Below are 16,579 nucleotides of genomic sequence, written 5' to 3' on the forward strand. Positions count from 1 at the left end.
CTTTTGATACCTAAAATGAATTAAAACATATAGTGTTATTAATTTTTTAATGCGCCTCCAACCAATTATCGCCAATACCCACTTCCACGTCTAAAGGCACGGTTAGTTTATAAGCATTTTCCATTTCGGATTTGATGAGCTCTTTTACTTTTTCCAATTCAGGTTTGTAGGCGTCGAACACCAATTCATCATGAACTTGTAACAACATTTTGGTCTTATATCCACCTTCGGAAAGTTTTTTATGGATATTGATCATGGCAATTTTAATGATATCTGCCGCACTACCTTGAATAGGTGCGTTTACGGCATTACGTTCTGCTGCTCCACGTACGACTTGATTACCAGCATTGATATCCTTTAGATATCTTCTTCGACCCAAAACCGTTTGTACATACCCATTATCGCGAGCAAAGTCGACCTGCTCCCCCATATAATTTCGCAATTTGGGATAGGTTTTGTAATAAGTTTCAATGAGTTCTTTGGCTTCGGAACGACTCAAATCAGTCTGGTTGCTCAATCCAAAGGCCGAAACCCCATAAATGATTCCAAAATTCACGGTCTTGGCATTTCCACGTTGTTCACGGGTTACTTCTTCAAGGGGTACATTAAAAACCTTGGAGGCAGTAGAGGCGTGAATGTCCTCTCCATTTTTAAAAGCCTCTATCATGGTGTCCTCCTCGCTTAATGCGGCTATGATGCGAAGCTCAATTTGGGAATAATCCGCAGCTAGCAAAACATAGTTTTCATCTCTAGGTATGAAAGCCTTTCGCACTTGACGCCCGCGTTCGGTTCTTATGGGAATATTTTGCAGATTCGGATTGTTACTACTCAATCGACCAGTGGCCGCAACAGTTTGCATATAATCCGTATGAACCCTACCACTATGTTGCTGTACTTCATTGGGTAAAGCGTCCACGTAGGTGCTTTTTAGTTTGCTGAGCCCTCGAAAATCCAATACATTTTGAATAATCTCATGGTCTTTGGCCAAATAAGAAAGCACATCCTCTGCGGTGGAATATTGTCCCGTTTTTGTCTTTTTGGGCTTGTCTACCAACTTTAATTTATCAAATAAAATTTCGCCCAACTGTTTTGGTGAAGCAATATTGAATTCTTGACCGGCAGCCTCATATATTTTTTGTTCCAGATTTTTGATGTCATTGTTCAAATCTTCGGAAAGGGAGTTTAGGAAATCCTGATTAAGATTTATGCCTTCGGTTTCCATATCGGCAAGCACTCGGAGTAGGGGAACCTCAATATTTTGAAAGAGCTCATCGGTTTTGGCTGCTGCAAGCTCCGGTCTAAAATGTTGGGCCAATTGTAGGGTAATATCTGCATCTTCGGAAGCATATTCGGTTTGCTTTTCTAAAGGAACCTGGCGCATGCTCAATTGATTTTTGCCTTTTTTACCAATAAGCTCGGTAATGGAGACAGGGGTGTAATTCAAATAAGTTTCGGCCAATACGTCCATATTATGACGCATATCTGGATTGATGAGGTAATGTGCCAACATGGTGTCGAAAAGCTTTCCTTTTACCTCGACTCCGTAATTTTTCATCACTTTGATGTCGTACTTCAAGTTTTGACCTACTTTTTCAATGGCTGTGGATTCAAAGAAAGGACGAAGCTGTTCCAAAATTTCCATGACAGCTTCCTTTTCTTCTGGAATAGGTACATAAAATCCCTTTTTGGCTTCCCAGCTAAAAGCAATACCAACAAGCTCAGCTTCCAATGGATTTATGGAAGTGGTTTCTGTATCAAAACAAACCGAGGGCTGTTGCATCAGTTTTTTGATGAAAAGCTTTAGTCCAAGGCCAGGTTGGATGCTCTGGTATACATGCTGGACATCCGAAACTGTATTTCTACTGCTTGAATCTTTAATGGTGGCCGGGGCATCTGCTGGACTCCCGCCAAACAGGCTAAACTGTCCGCTGCCTGCGGCCTGCGGTTTTTCCGTCGGTTTTGGGGTTGCCGAAGTGGTTTCTGGTTCAGGAGTTTCCTCAGAGAAGATTTTGATAAACTGGTCTTTTAGCCGTCTAAATTCAAGCTCTTCAAAAATCTGCTGCACTTTTGTGCCATCTGGCTCCGACATTTCATAATCGTCCGCATTGAAAGTAACGTCACAATCGATTTTGATTTCTGCCAATTTTCGTGAAAGTCGACCCAATTCAGCATTTTGTTCCACTTTCTCCTTCATTTTCCCTTTCAGCTGTTCCGTGTTGGCCAAAAGTCCTTCCATATCGCCGAAATCGGCCAAGAATTTTTTGGCGGTCTTGTCGCCAACCCCTGGAAGACCTGGTATGTTGTCACTCGCATCTCCCATCATCCCAAGGTAATCGATGACCTGCTCCGGACGTTCTACACCAAAGCGTTTTTGTATTTCGGGGATTCCCCAAATTTCGATACCATTTCCCATTCGTGCTGGACGATACATGAAAATATTTTCAGATACCAATTGGCCAAAATCCTTATCAGGAGTGACCATGAATACCTTATAATCTTCTTTTTCGGCCTGTTTGGCCAAGGTGCCTATAATGTCATCAGCTTCATATCCGGCCAATTCCACTACAGGAATTTGCATGGCCTTTAGAATATTTTGAATGTAGGGTACGGCTATTTTGATGGCATCTGGGGTTTCGTCTCTATTGGCCTTGTAATCTTCAAAAAGTTCGGTACGCTCCACACTGCCCCCTTTATCAAAACACACGGCCAAGTGGTCTGGTTTTTCGCGTTTGATCACATCAAAAAGAGAATTTACAAACCCCATAATGGCCGAGGTGTCCATTCCTTTGGAATTAATTCTCGGGTTTTTGATTAAGGCATAATATCCTCTAAATATTAGAGCGTAGGCATCAAGAAGAAAAAGTCGTTTTTGGTCAGACATGGTCAAAAATTAGTAATGTAAAGTTAGAAGTACGGACTTTTTGTTGTACAGTCTTTAAAAGTAGAAAAAAGAGATAAGAAATTGGTATTGAGATGTGAGATGTTGGTATGGAGAAACTAGAACGCCTCGCTTCTAGAAGTGCAATTTGATCAAAAGTACAGTCTCAATACTCACGTCTCAATACTAATGTCTAACCCGTATAAAAACTTTGCACTTGTCTATTCTCATGTCCATTTTCCGAATATTCCCGATACGTAAATCCAGGATGCACACAGTATCCTCCAGTTTCGCCTTTTTTGTTGACGGCCAAAAAACCAATTTGGAAATCCTTACGACCTTCATTCTTTTTCATGATTCGTTTTACACCTTCTTCACAAGCTTCTTGCGGACTTTTTCCTTGTCGCATCAATTCCACAATTAAAAAACTGCCCACAGTGCGAATGACTTCTTCACCCACACCTGTTGCGGTTGCGCCACCAACTTCGTTGTCCACATAAAGGCCAGCTCCAATAATCGGAGAATCGCCTACGCGTCCTGCAACTTTATAGGCCATTCCGCTAGTGGTACATGCACCTGCTATATCACCATTTTTGTCTATGGCCAGCATCCCAATAGTGTCATGATTTTCTATGTTGATGGTGGTCTCATATTTGGAAGTTTTCTTCCATTCTTCATATTGTTTTCGGGTACTTTCCGTCAACAAATCTTCTTTTTTGAACCCCTGTTCATAAGCAAACTGCTCGGCTCCCTTACCTGCAAGAATGATATGCGGCGTTTCTTCCATCACTTTTCTTGCCACGGAAACAGGATGTTCAATGTTCTGTATGTACACCACAGAACCGCAGTTACCGTCTTTGTCCATAATACAGGCATCTAAAGTAACATTGCCATCTCGGTCGGGTCGTCCACCTTTGCCTACAGTTTCGTTGTTGACATCCGCCTCTTCTACCATAACTCCTTGTTCAACCGCGTCGAGCGCATTTCCATCATTTTCGAGGACTTCCCATGCTTTGGCGGTGGCATTCACAAAATTCCAGGTACAAATGGCAATCGGTTTTGTAACCGAAATAGTTGCTGGAGTATTTTCAGGCTTGTTTTCCGTCTTGCACGAGGCCAAAACAGGTGCTGACATAAGTCCAGCTGTAGTAAGCCCCGATTTTTTTAGAAATTTGCGTCTTTGCATGATTTGGATGTTTAATTTTAGTCCTGCTAAAGATAGCAATATGCTTGTAGAAGTTTGTGCCAACTCGTTGGAATCTGCCCTAATTGCCCAAGAGGCTGGAGCTGACCGTATTGAACTTTGCAGCGAGTTGGGAGTTGGTGGAATAACCCCTTCTCATGGACTGATTGAGATGGTGAGAAATCGACTCAAAATTCCAATCCATGTTTTGATAAGACCGCGAAGTGGTCATTTTACCTATTCCGATTTAGAGTTTGAAGTAATGCTCAGGAATGTTGCTTTTTGTAAGCAAGTAGGTGTGGATGGAATCGTCTCTGGAATCCTTCAAGACGATTGCAACCTGGATATGGAACGGACCAAGTTGTTGATTGAAGCCACTAGGCCGCTTAAGTTTACTTTCCATAGGGCATTTGATTGGGTTACAGACCCAAAGAAAACATTGCAACAACTGGAAATTTTGGATGTGGATTATATTTTGACTTCTGGTCAGGAAACGTTGGCCGAAAAGGGATTGAACTTACTTCAAGAATTAAACGGTATTTCGCAAAGCACAGTTGTAATGGCAGGTGGAGGTGTGCAACTTGATAATTGCGAAAAGTTTAAAACAGGCGGATTGCGTACCATCCATCTATCTGGAACATCATTCGGCAACGAAGTGCACATTTCGGATAAAATCTCGATGAATTCGGATGTACACTTACAAGAAGATCAGGTAGCTGTAACAAATTTGGACAAGGTTCGTCAAATTGTACGTAGCGTTAAATAATCGCTAAATAATTCAGTTCCAGAACTAAAGAAATATCTTTGCAAAAAAGATTTGAATGACCAGATTTCTAATCATTTTATCAATCATCTATATTGTTTCGGCCATTTATGGGTTTCAAGGCTTTAAGTTGCTTTTTAAAAATGTGTGGCTACATTGGGGGTACGGGGTGTTGTTTTTAGCTGCTCTGGCCAATTTTATCATCCGGGTACTCAACTATATCCCTGGTGATGGAGTAAGAGGACAAATAGCCCATGCCGGCGGTATTTTCTTTGCCTTTTTGTTATTGGGATTGGTGTTTGGTGTATTTCTATTGCTTGAGGATATTGGCCGACTGTTTGTGTTCGGATACAATAAAATAGCAGGTCTTTCGGAAAACGAAACCCAATTTTTTCCTTCCCGTCGAAAATTCATCAGCGGAATGGCTCTGGGAATTGCCGCTCTGCCATTTGGAGCGCTGCTCTATGGAATGTACAAGGGCAAGTACAATTACAAAGTACTAAAATATCAACTGGAATTTGACGATTTGCCGGAAGCTTTCGATGGATACAAGATTACACAGATATCTGATGTGCACAGTGGTAGTTTTGACAATCGAAAAAAAGTGGCCTATGGAGTTGATTTGATCAATGAACAGCAAAGCGATGTGATTCTGTTTACGGGTGATATGGTAAATGACAAGACTTCGGAAATGGAACCATGGGCAGATTTATTTTCGACCTTGGAGGCCAAAGATGGTAAGTTTTCCATTTTGGGCAATCACGATTATGGGGATTACACTTCGTGGCCTTCGGATGAAGCTAAGGCCCAAAATCTGGAAAATCTTAAGAACCTTCAACAAGAAATGGGCTTTGATCTGTTGCTCGATACCCACCGTTATTTGGAAAAAGACGGCCAAAAAATAGCATTGTTAGGTGTTGAAAATTGGGGTAGAGGAGGATTTAAAAAGGCCGGTGACCTTGAAAAGGCAAAAGCTGGAATCTCCAAAGATGACTTTAAAATATTAATGAGCCATGATCCTTCCCATTGGGAAGATGTGGTTATCCAAGATGATTATCACTTCCAACTTACCTTGAGCGGACATACCCACGGGATGCAGTTCGGGGTAGAGATTCCAGGATGGGTAAAATGGAGTCCGGTTAAATGGCGTTATAAATATTGGGCCGGAGTGTATGAAGAATTGGGTCAGTTTATCAATGTGAACCGTGGATTTGGTTTTATTGGTTATCCGGGTCGTGTGGGGATTTGGCCTGAAATCACTGTGATTACGCTAAAAAAGAAAGGTTTAACCTGAATTTAACGCACTTCTTCCAAGGTTAAACGAGTGTCTGATTTAAATTTTAACAAATTTTCTTACTTTTGGTTGGTAAACCGAGTAAGTATACATGTCTAAATTTGGTGAACTTATTGATGTAAAAGTGCCAGTGTTGCTGGACTTTTATGCAGAATGGAACGATCAATCCACTTCTATGCACCCCGTGTTGCGCGATGTCGCTGCGGCACTAGGTGACAAGGGAAAAGTGATCAAAATTGATGTCGACAAAAACAAAGAGCTTTCCCAAGCACTCCGTATCAAGGGGTTACCTACCTTGATGATCTACAAAAAAGGGGAGATGGTCTGGCGACAAAGTGGCGAACAGGATGCCAATACACTTATTGGTATTCTAAATGAATACACCTAGGTCGATATTCTTTGAATTTCAACTTATTCTTCGAATCGTGCAGAATCCTGTACCGATTGGATAGTATCCAATGGAATGGAATCTTCTAGATCGGGGTCTGGTAAGGCAGGTTCTTCAAACGCATCTTCATCATCTCCTACAAATTGCGAGAATTTGTCAATGTACTCATTAAAGATTATTGTTTCTGATTCGGCCAAATCCCTATCCTGATTTTCAATCAAGATGTCAATATTCCTTCTATACGCTTGCATATCGGCTAAAATATCATCGATTTTGTCATACTGTTCATCCAAGGGAATTTGTGAATAGTACTCTAAACGTTCTTGATATACCTTTTTCAACTTTTCGTAAAGTGCCCTAGCTTTTTCAGTTTCACCTACTTTGTAATAGCTATCAACAAAGGGTTCTACAAAGGCATAAAAACCGTATTGCTCCACAGGCATATTGGTCATGGCAGTATCAGTAATATCCTTTGCCTTGTCAATTTTGTTTTCAGCTATCAGGGTTTCGGTCAGTCGAGCCAAATTACTTCTGAATGACAATCCTTGTGAACGTGTTTGGGGGTCGTGGTAAATATCTTTGTTTGAAGAATTTCCCCAATCCCATTTCTTAACAATATCGTACATCAAATCACTATCAATACGACCCATTTCAAAAGAACTCTGATTTTCGGTTTTAATGGGAACCAATTTATAGACCAATCCATCCAATTGCAGATAATCCTTCATCCAAATGTATTCTGCCTTATCAAAACTTCCACCAGAAAAGTAAATAGGTCTTTCCCAATCGTTATTGGCGATAAGGTCCAACATTAGGATCCTGTTCTTTGGAAGTGCACTTTTAGGGAGGTCAATATCTATATAATCAACTATAAGGGCTGAATCTTTTTCTTTGACCAATCCACTTTCCAAAACATTCTTTTTGTTTACTGGAATCCTGATTTTATTTGTGGGATAGTAAATAATGTTTAAGGTGCCTTCTGGAACTTCACTAACATCCGCGCCTTGCTTCTCCAAAAGATATTTGTATTTGGTTTGCGGTTTATCACTTCCAATCCAATTCACAAAATCTTTAATGCTCCATCTATTCTCTGTTATGCCTTGGTAGTAGACCGCGTCGCGTGATCCGTATCGATATTTGTCATGGGTCAATTGTGATGGTATAGGGTCACTTTCATATGCCCTACGTTTCATTTGATCAATATACCAATCTGTGGCAAAGAGGCTTGTGTTCACTACGCGAACATCGGTACGATGGTTTTCGATTTCTTGTACATACCACAAAGGAAAAGTGTCATTGTCACCAATGGTAAACAGAATGGCGCCAGCATCTTCTTCACATGAATTTAAATATGCTTTCGCTGTTGAATTAGCGGTATATCTTCCAGAACGATCATGGTCGTCCCAGTTTTGAAAGGCCATTAATAAGGGGACCGCAAGTAGACAAATAATCGTAATTGCTGGTGCAACTATTTTGGCGGATAAAAGTTTCCGGAACTCGTCAAAAAGGCCATAAACTCCAATTCCTATCCAGATACAAAAGATGTAGAAGGACCCCACAAGTGAATAATCCCTCTCCCTTGGTTGAAAAATATAGGGATTGGTATAGAATTGAATTGCCAATCCGGTGAACATAAAAAATACAAAGAGCACCCAAAAGTGTTTAGGATTTTTGGAAATCTGGAACACAATGCCAATAATTCCCAAAAGCAAAGGCAAAAAGAAATAGGTGTTGCGACCTTTATTGTTCTCCCAATCGCTAGGCAGATTTTTTTGGCTTCCCAATCTCAGGCTGTCTATAAAACCGATACCACTGAGCCAATGTCCGTTTTCATCGTATCTTCCTTGAATATCGTTTTGGCGCCCAGCAAAATTCCACATAAAATAGCGCATGTACATATATCCAAATTGAAATTGGAACATGTATTCAATGTTTTGCCACAAAGTGGGAGGCTCTACTTCTATATATTCTCCAAATTCCCGTAAAAACCGAATGTACTGTTCGGCATCAAGCTCCCGTTGGGCATATGCATTTTTAAATTGGGCAACTGCTTCTCTAAGATCGTTGTTGGAAATATATTCTGATTTGATCTTAAACTCCAACACCCCAAAATAGCGCATGTAGTTCTCCGCATGTTGATCACTCCAAAGTCTTGGGAGAACGCCTACATGTTTTTCATGTGGTCCTTGGATGGCGTTTTTGTAATTGTTAACAATCACATATTTACCCGATTTTTCATCTTTCTCATATTTTGGTCGGTCATCTTTGTCTTCACCGGCTGGAGCAAAAGTGTCTGAAAAATAGGCGCCATAAAAAGGACTTTCAACCCCGGGATACTGCTCCCTGTTATAATAGGCCAGTAGCGAACGGGCATCTGATGGGTCATTTTCATTGACCACGGTCTTGGCGTTGGCACGAATGGGCAGCATTAACCATGACGAAAAACCGAGCAACAGAAACATCAAACATAGGACAATGATGTTTCCTGAATAGAAACCGTTTTTTCTGGTGTAACGGAGCGCAAAATAAAAAGCACTTATAAAAAGGAGTCCTATAATTATGGTTCCCGAATTAAAGGGCAGTCCAATACTGTTTATGAAAAAGACCTCACCCCAACCAAATAGTTTTAGTACGTAAGTCAAAGAGAATTTATAAACCAGCATCAATAGCGTAACCACAACAATATTGGCTAGTAAAAAGTTCTTTATGGTGGTGGTTTTGTATGTTTTGAAATAATATAAAAGTCCGATGGATGGAATGGCCAAAAAGCCCATAAATTGTATTCCGAAAGTAAGGCCGATAACAAAACAAATGAGCAATAGCCATCTGCTACCCCTGGGGTCATCAAGGTTGTCTACCCACTTCAGTCCCATCCAAAGCAAAAGGGCCATGATCAAGCTGGCCATGGCATAGACCTCTGTTTCTACCGCATTGAACCAAAAACTATCGGAAAAAGTGAATGTCAAAGCACCCACAAGACCGCTGCCCAGAATGGCAATTGCCTTGCTGTTGGAAATCGATTTCTTTTTTGAAATCATTTTTCGTGTCAAGTTGGTAATGGTCCAAAAAGTGAACAACACGGCAAAAGCACTTGAAACGACGGAGACGGCGTTGACCATCAATGCGATTTTGGTAACATCACTAAAAGCAAACATTGCAAAGAAGGCACCTATCATTTGCAAAAGTGGGGCTCCCGGTGGGTGACCTACTTGTAATTTGGAAGAAGTGGTGATATATTCACCAGCATCCCAAAAACTTCCAGTGGGTTCCACGGTAAGGGCATAAACTACAAATGCAATGGTAAAAGAGACCCATCCTAGTATGGAATCCCATTTTTTGAAGTCTTTTGCAAACATAAAAGGTGGTGTTTACCAAGTTGGGGCGAATTTAGTAAATATAGTAGAGACGACTGATGAATTTTGGAAAACCTTTAACAACGGTAGTTGCAAAAAAAATAAGCTTGGAATCTTATCAAATTATTTGCCCATACAAAAGTTTGTTTTAAATTTGCACCCTCAAATGTGGTACTGGCCTATGGTGTAATTGGTAACACAGCTGGTTTTGGTCCAGTCGTTCAAGGTTCGAGTCCTTGTAGGCCAACACAATTTTATGAAAATCCCGATTTCAAACGAAATCGGGATTTTTTGTTTACCATTATTTGGGTACATTTCATAGCTAAACCAAATGGCCGTTATGAACAACCATCCAAAAACCATTCTAGTTGCCTTTTTCGTACTTACAGTTTTGAGCTGCTCCGAAAAGAATGCCAAAGAAGTGTCTATCGAGCAAAAACCGAATATCATTTTTGTGTTGGCAGATGATTTGGGTTATGGCGATATATCAGCATTTAACAGTAACAGTAAAATAAAAACTCCGCATTTAGACCAGCTGGCACAAGAGGGAATGATGTTTACCGATGCGCATACCTCTTCGGCGGTTTGTACACCAACGCGATACGGAATTCTTACCGGTAGATATAATTGGCGAAGCAGTCTTAAAGAAGGAGTGTTAATAGGAGCTTCCAAGGCTTTGATTCCAAAAAACAGAACTACGGTAGCTTCCATATTAAAAAAGAGTGGATATAGCACAGCTTTTATAGGCAAATGGCATTTAGGCTGGGACTGGGCGTTGAAAAATCCAGATTTGGAGCCCACAACAGGATGGCAGGATACCACGTTTACCAATATAGATTACACCAAGCCTGTAAAAAACACACCCAATGATTTGGGGTTTGATTACGCTTACGGTCATAGCGGTTCTTTGGATATGGCTCCCTATGTATATGTAGAAAATGGCATGGCCACAGAAATACCTGATTCTACCACAGTTAATACAGGTAAATATTCTTGGTGGAGAAAAGGGCCAACTTCCAAGGATTTTGTTCATGATGATGTGACGCCAAATTTCTTTAGAAGAGGAATCAAGTACGTGAAAGAACAAGCCAATAAAGAAGAACCATTTTTTCTTTATTTGGCGTTGCCATCTCCGCACACTCCCATTTTACCCACAGCAGAATGGCAAGATAAAAGTGGTCTAAATCCTTATGCAGATTTTATGATGATGATCGATGATTATATGGGAAAATTGAATGCCACTGTAAAAAGTGCCGGAGTTGCAGATAATACCATAATAGTTTTTACCAGTGACAATGGATGCTCCCCTGCAGCTAAAATTGAAGAATTGACAGAAAAAGGGCATTTTCCAAGTCATATTTACAGAGGTCATAAGGCCGATATCTTTGAAGGGGGACATCGCGTGCCCTATATAATAAAATGGCCTGAGAAAGTAAAAAAAGGCTCCGTAAACGCTCAAACTATATGTACTACCGATTTTGTGGCAACTTGTGCCGCGATTGCAGGTTACCGATTAAAAGATAATGAAGGGGAGGACAGTTATAATCTTTTGCCTTTGCTTAAGCAAGAGCCCGTAGAAGGTAATTTTAGGGAGGCTACGGTACATCATTCCATAAATGGAAGCTTCGCTATTCGAAAAGGAGATTGGAAGTTGATTATGTGTCCCGGTTCTGGTGGGTGGAGTTTCCCAACACCTAATAATAAGGAAGCTTTAGAAGGGTTGTCCAAAGTACAGCTATATAATTTAAAAGACGACCCTGCAGAATCGGATAATTTGCAAGCATCCAATAACGGGAAAGTAGAAGAGCTCAAAAAACTGCTCACTAAATATATTCAAGATGGGAGAAGTACCCCTGGAATTGCCCAACGAAATGATGGTGAAGAAGAAATTTGGAAGCAGCTGTGGTGGATGGATAATGTGAACTAATTGTTTTAAGAAGTTTATGAAAAGATTCGAGCTTAAATATTGAGCAGAGCAAAGCCATTTTCAATTTTGCAAACTCCATAATTATTGTATCTTTGCGCCACTGAACGGATATAAAAGTATTCATGAGGGGACTTCTAGTCCCCTCTTTTATTAGTAAAACTTAAATTTTTGGAGTCTTATTAGGCGAACAAAAAGTTACAAGTTGAACTAACTCCGCCGAAGGGAGGAATCTTTTTAAATTGTTTTGAAAGAGTATTTGTAATGTTGAAAGAAAAGGTAACATCATTATTGAACAAGGCATTGGAGGAACATCCATCGTTGTTCTTGATTGATTTTACCATTGTAGGCGATAATACGATCCGTGTGGTTTTAGACGGCGATGAAGGGGTCAATCTTCAAGATTGCATGAACATAAGTAGGGCCATAGAGCATAACCTGGATAGGGAAGAAGAGGATTTTTCCTTGGAAGTGACCTCGGCCGGAGCTGCATCTCCTTTAGAATTGCCACGTCAGTATAGAAAGAATATTGGCAGAAAATTAAAGGTGAGGACAGGTGAAGAGGAATTGGAAGGAAACCTGACCCAAGCCTCGGAAGACAGCATTACCTTAGAGTGGAAGGCTCGAGAGCCCAAACCCGTTGGTAAAGGAAAAGTTACAGTTCAGAAAAAACGGAGTATTCCCTTTTCTGAAATCCATGAAGCAAAAGTGATATTAAAATTTTAATTGTAATTCAAAAATGGAAAACCTAGCGCTCATCGAATCCTTTTCGGAATTTAAGGACGATAAGTTTATAGATAGGGTAACCCTTATGGCAATTTTGGAAGATGTATTCCGAAATGCACTAAAGAAGAAGTTTGGTTCTGATGAAAACTTTGACATCATTATCAATCCTGATAAGGGCGATTTGGAGATTTGGAGAAACCGGATTGTGGTCGAAGATGGTGAAGTGGAAGAGCCCAATGAAGAAATCTCATTATCCGAAGCAAGAAAAATTGAACCTGATTTTGAAGTAGGAGAGGATGTTTCGGAAGAAGTAAAACTTATGGATTTGGGTAGAAGAGCCATCTTGGCACTTCGTCAAAACCTGATTTCTAAGATACATGAGCATGACAACACCACCATCTACAAACAATTCAAGGATTTAGAAGGTGAGATTTATACTGCGGAAGTGCATCATATTCGTCACAAGGCGATTATTTTGTTGGACGATGAAGGCAATGAAATTATCCTTCCGAAGGAAAAGCAGATTCCATCCGACTTTTTCCGCAAAGGGGATAATGTAAGGGGAGTAATCGAAAGTGTTGAGCTAAAGGGCAACAAACCTGCGATTATCATGTCCAGAACATCGCCAATTTTCTTGGAGCAATTGTTCTTCCAAGAAATTCCAGAGGTTTTTGATGGATTGATTACCATTAAAAAAGCAGTGAGAATCCCTGGCGAAAAAGCAAAAGTTGCCGTAGATTCCTATGACGATAGAATTGACCCAGTAGGTGCTTGTGTGGGAATGAAAGGATCTCGAATCCACGGAATTGTCCGCGAATTGGGCAATGAAAATATTGATGTGATCAACTGGACAAACAATTCCCAGTTGATGGTCACCAGAGCATTGAGTCCGGCAAGAGTATCGTCGGTTAAATTAAACGATGAAAAGAAAACGGCTCAGGTGTATCTAAAACCTGAAGAAGTTTCCAAAGCAATTGGAAGAGGTGGTCACAACATCCGTTTGGCAGGTCAATTAACTGGTTATGAGATTGATGTGTTCCGTGAAGGTGTGGAGGAAGATGTTGAATTGACGGAATTCTCAGATGAAATAGAAGCGTGGGTGATAGAGGAGTTCAAAAAGATTGGACTTGACACAGCACGAAGTGTATTGGAGCAAGATGCGAAGGACCTTATCAAAAGAACCGATTTAGAAGAAGAAACTGTTCTTGAAGTAGTACGTATTCTCAAGGAGGAATTTGAAGATTAAACTATATATTAGCAGCGAATTTTAGGGCAAGTAAAACAATTTATGGCAGGAAACCCAACAATACGACTCAACAAAGTTCTAAGGGAATTGAACATTTCATTGGACAGGGCTGTTGAACATCTCACTTCCGTAGGGCATGAAGTGGAGGCTCGTCCTACAACAAAAATTACCGATGAGGTATACCAAGTACTGTTGGATGAATTTCAAACGGATAAGAGCAAAAAAGTAGCTTCCAAAGAAGTTGGTGAGGAAAAAAGAAAGGAAAAAGAAGCGCTTAGAATCCAAATAGAGCAAGAGCAAGAAGAACGTCGTATTGCTAGGGAAAAAAGAAACGCAGAGCAAGTTATAAAGGCCAAAGCGGAGCTTTCTGGACCAAAAACCGTGGGTAAGATTGATTTGGATAAGAAGCCCGAAGCTCCCAAAGCAAAAGCTCCTAAAGCAGAAGCCCCCAAAGCAGAAGCTAAAGAGTCAAAAGAAGTAGAGCAACCCAAAGCTAAGGAACAACCAAAGGTTGAGGAAAAGCCAAAAGTAGAGGCCAAAAAACCTGAAAAGCCAGTTGAGTCCAAAAAAGAAGAAGAGGCGCCAGCCAAAGAGCCTGGGGCTATTCAAACCCAATATAAAAAACTTAGTGGCCCTAAGATTACCGGTGATAAAATTGACTTGTCCCAATTCAAAAAGCCCAAGAAGAAGAAAGAAGAACCTGCTAAATCTACAGGGAGTGCTGCTGGTGCTGCCGATAGAAAGAAACGCAGAAAGCGTATTGTAAGCAAAAATACGCCCCAACAAGGTGGAAACCGCCCGAGAGGAGGAAGTGGTCCAGGTAGAAAAGGAAATCAACGTTCCGCTCCAAAGGTTGAGCCTACAGAAGAAGAAGTACAAAAACAAGTTAGGGAGACCTTAGAAAAACTTCAAGGGAAATCCAGTAAAGGAAAAGGTGCCAAATACCGAAGGGAAAAAAGAGATCAACACCGTCAGCAGACAGAAAAGGATCTTGAACTTCAAGAACTGGAAAGTAAAATCATAAAGGTTACGGAGTTTGTTACCGTTAATGAAGTGGCAACCATGATGGATGTGACCACTACACAGATTATATCTGCATGTATGTCCTTGGGGATCATGGTGACCTTGAACCAGAGATTGGATGCAGAAACACTTTCCATTGTAACCGAGGAATTCGGATATGAAGTCGAGTTTGTGACTGCCGAAATTGAGGAATCCATTGAAGAAGAAGTTGATGCTCCGGAAGATTTAAAACCTAGAGCGCCGATTGTAACTGTAATGGGTCACGTTGATCACGGTAAAACATCTCTTCTGGATTACGTAAGGGAAGAAAATGTGATTGCCGGTGAAAGCGGAGGTATCACCCAGCACATTGGGGCATACGGGGTTACCTTGGAAGATGGACAAAAAATAACATTCTTGGATACTCCGGGTCACGAAGCGTTTACCGCAATGCGTGCAAGAGGTGCCCAGGTTACTGATATTGCAATAATTGTGGTTGCGGCGGATGATGATATCATGCCACAGACCAAAGAAGCGATAAGTCATGCGCAAGCCGCTAACGTACCGATCGTTTTTGCAATCAATAAAATTGATAAACCAACAGCAAACCCTGATAAGATCAAAGAAGGTCTTGCTGCAATGAACCTTTTGGTTGAAGATTGGGGTGGTAAAATACAATCCCATGACATTTCAGCTAAAACAGGAGAAGGTGTTAAAGAACTCTTGGAAAAAGTGCTGTTGGAAGCTGAGCTTTTGGAGTTAAAAGCGAACCCTGACCGTTTGGCAACAGGTACCGTGGTAGAAGCATTTTTGGATAAAGGCCGAGGGTATGTTTCCACGATTTTAGTGCAAACCGGTACTTTGGAGATAGGAGATTATGTATTGGCAGGAACTTGCAGTGGTAAAGTAAAGGCCATGCAGGATGAACGCGGGAATAATATCGAGAAAGCTGGACCGGCAACACCAATTTCAATTTTAGGATTGGATGGAGCACCACAAGCAGGTGACAGGTTCAATGTGTTGGAAGATGAACGCGAAGCAAAACAAATTGCTACAAAGCGTTCCCAATTGCAACGTGAGCAATCTGTAAGAACGCAGCGTCATATCACACTGGATGAAATTGGTAGAAGGATAGCGCTTGGCGACTTCCAGGAACTAAATATTATCCTTAAAGGTGATGTGGATGGATCTGTTGAGGCATTAACGGATTCTTTCCAGAAATTGTCCACCGATGAGATTCAGGTCAATATCATACACAAAGGAGTTGGCGCAATCACCGAATCAGATGTATTGTTGGCTAGTGCCTCCGATGCAATTATTATCGGATTTAATGTGAGACCAATGGGTAATGCCAGAGCAGTTGCTGATAAGGAGGAAATTGATATCAGAATGTACTCCATTATCTATGATGCCATCAATGACCTTAAGGATGCGATGGAAGGAATGTTGTCTCCAGAAATGAAAGAAGAGATAACAGGTAATGCTGAAATCAGGGAAACTTTCAAAATTTCAAAAATCGGTACCATTGCCGGTTGTATGGTTACCACTGGTAAAATCTTTAGAAACTCTCAAATTCGTTTGATCAGAGATGGAGTGGTCATATTTACAGGCGAGCTTTCATCCCTTAAACGATTTAAAGATGATGTCAAAGAAGTGGCCAAAGGATATGACTGTGGATTGCAGGTCAAAAACTACAATGACATTAAAGAAGGTGATATTGTAGAAGCCTTCCAGGAAGTGGCGGTCAAGAAAAAACTGTAAGCTTCATTTGAATACAAAAAAAAGCCGCATTATGCGGCTTTTTTTTGTGTAAGGTTTGTCA

The 16,579-nt window shown here is 40.8% G+C and carries 10 protein-coding genes and 1 tRNA gene; 8 read left to right on the forward strand and 3 right to left on the reverse strand.

Going from position 1 to position 16,579, the window contains the following annotated elements; genetic code table 11:
- Positions 1 to 46 precede the first annotated feature (46 nt).
- Together polA and IAG46_RS14455 are read right to left on the reverse strand one after the other, a co-directional pair.
- Positions 47 to 2,881, reverse strand: a complete 2,835-nt coding sequence (gene polA, locus IAG46_RS14450) for a DNA polymerase I (protein WP_190811099.1) — start codon at positions 2,879 to 2,881, stop codon at positions 47 to 49.
- A 190-nt stretch (positions 2,882 to 3,071) separates the two neighbouring features.
- The gene (locus IAG46_RS14455) at positions 3,072 to 4,064 is read right to left on the reverse strand and encodes an isoaspartyl peptidase/L-asparaginase family protein (RefSeq protein WP_190811100.1); all 993 of its coding nucleotides are present in this window, start codon (positions 4,062 to 4,064) and stop codon (positions 3,072 to 3,074) included.
- A gap of 40 nt (positions 4,065 to 4,104) precedes the next feature.
- Here IAG46_RS14455 and IAG46_RS14460 point away from each other — a divergent pair, with 40 nt between their 5' ends.
- From IAG46_RS14460 to IAG46_RS14470, 3 genes are all read left to right on the forward strand, one after another.
- Positions 4,105 to 4,827 (forward strand): copper homeostasis protein CutC, encoded by a 723-nt coding sequence (locus tag IAG46_RS14460; protein WP_190811101.1) that lies wholly within the window; start codon positions 4,105 to 4,107, stop codon positions 4,825 to 4,827.
- A gap of 55 nt (positions 4,828 to 4,882) precedes the next feature.
- A complete protein-coding gene (locus IAG46_RS14465; RefSeq protein ID WP_190811102.1) occupies positions 4,883 to 6,118 on the forward strand; it encodes a metallophosphoesterase in 1,236 nt (411 codons plus the stop codon).
- Positions 6,119 to 6,209: 91 nt separating this feature from the next.
- A complete protein-coding gene (locus IAG46_RS14470; RefSeq protein ID WP_190811103.1) occupies positions 6,210 to 6,506 on the forward strand; it encodes a co-chaperone YbbN in 297 nt (98 codons plus the stop codon).
- Between the two features lie 23 nt (positions 6,507 to 6,529).
- On the opposite strand, the gene IAG46_RS14475 is transcribed toward IAG46_RS14470, so the two are convergent.
- The gene (locus tag IAG46_RS14475) at positions 6,530 to 9,862 is read right to left on the reverse strand and encodes a DUF2723 domain-containing protein (RefSeq protein ID WP_190811104.1); all 3,333 of its coding nucleotides are present in this window, start codon (positions 9,860 to 9,862) and stop codon (positions 6,530 to 6,532) included.
- A gap of 172 nt (positions 9,863 to 10,034) precedes the next feature.
- On the opposite strand from IAG46_RS14475, the gene IAG46_RS14480 reads away from it, so the two are divergent.
- The 5 genes from IAG46_RS14480 to infB all read left to right on the forward strand — a co-directional run bounded on the left by IAG46_RS14480 (position 10,035) and on the right by infB (position 16,518).
- A tRNA-Gln gene (locus IAG46_RS14480) sits at positions 10,035 to 10,106 on the forward strand.
- A 93-nt stretch (positions 10,107 to 10,199) separates the two neighbouring features.
- Positions 10,200 to 11,786, forward strand: coding sequence for an arylsulfatase (locus IAG46_RS14485; protein ID WP_190811105.1), 1,587 nt, complete (start codon positions 10,200 to 10,202; stop codon positions 11,784 to 11,786).
- 261 nt (positions 11,787 to 12,047) lie between these two features.
- Positions 12,048 to 12,509, forward strand: a complete 462-nt coding sequence (gene rimP / locus IAG46_RS14490; protein ID WP_190811106.1) for a ribosome assembly cofactor RimP — start codon at positions 12,048 to 12,050, stop codon at positions 12,507 to 12,509.
- A 13-nt stretch (positions 12,510 to 12,522) separates the two neighbouring features.
- Positions 12,523 to 13,755, forward strand: coding sequence for a transcription termination factor NusA (nusA, locus tag IAG46_RS14495; protein ID WP_190811107.1), 1,233 nt, complete (start codon positions 12,523 to 12,525; stop codon positions 13,753 to 13,755).
- Between the two features lie 42 nt (positions 13,756 to 13,797).
- Positions 13,798 to 16,518 (forward strand): translation initiation factor IF-2, encoded by a 2,721-nt coding sequence (gene infB / locus IAG46_RS14500; protein WP_190811108.1) that lies wholly within the window; start codon positions 13,798 to 13,800, stop codon positions 16,516 to 16,518.
- Positions 16,519 to 16,579 lie beyond the last annotated feature (61 nt).

Source organism: Flagellimonas sp. S3867, from assembly GCF_014698935.1.
GTDB lineage: Bacteria > Bacteroidota > Bacteroidia > Flavobacteriales > Flavobacteriaceae > Flagellimonas.

What these genes read in the sequence shown, in the direction of transcription:
- polA (WP_190811099.1), bottom strand. Translation starts at nt 2,881, where the DNA reads ATGTCTGACCAAAAACGACTTTTTCTTCTTGATGCCTACGCTCTAATA.
- IAG46_RS14455 (WP_190811100.1), bottom strand. Translation starts at nt 4,064, where the DNA reads ATGCAAAGACGCAAATTTCTAAAAAAATCGGGGCTTACTACAGCTGGA.
- IAG46_RS14460 (WP_190811101.1), top strand. Translation starts at nt 4,105, where the DNA reads ATGCTTGTAGAAGTTTGTGCCAACTCGTTGGAATCTGCCCTAATTGCC.
- IAG46_RS14465 (WP_190811102.1), top strand. Translation starts at nt 4,883, where the DNA reads ATGACCAGATTTCTAATCATTTTATCAATCATCTATATTGTTTCGGCC.
- IAG46_RS14470 (WP_190811103.1), top strand. Translation starts at nt 6,210, where the DNA reads ATGTCTAAATTTGGTGAACTTATTGATGTAAAAGTGCCAGTGTTGCTG.
- IAG46_RS14475 (WP_190811104.1), bottom strand. Translation starts at nt 9,862, where the DNA reads ATGTTTGCAAAAGACTTCAAAAAATGGGATTCCATACTAGGATGGGTC.
- IAG46_RS14485 (WP_190811105.1), top strand. Translation starts at nt 10,200, where the DNA reads ATGAACAACCATCCAAAAACCATTCTAGTTGCCTTTTTCGTACTTACA.
- rimP (WP_190811106.1), top strand. Translation starts at nt 12,048, where the DNA reads ATGTTGAAAGAAAAGGTAACATCATTATTGAACAAGGCATTGGAGGAA.
- nusA (WP_190811107.1), top strand. Translation starts at nt 12,523, where the DNA reads ATGGAAAACCTAGCGCTCATCGAATCCTTTTCGGAATTTAAGGACGAT.
- infB (WP_190811108.1), top strand. Translation starts at nt 13,798, where the DNA reads ATGGCAGGAAACCCAACAATACGACTCAACAAAGTTCTAAGGGAATTG.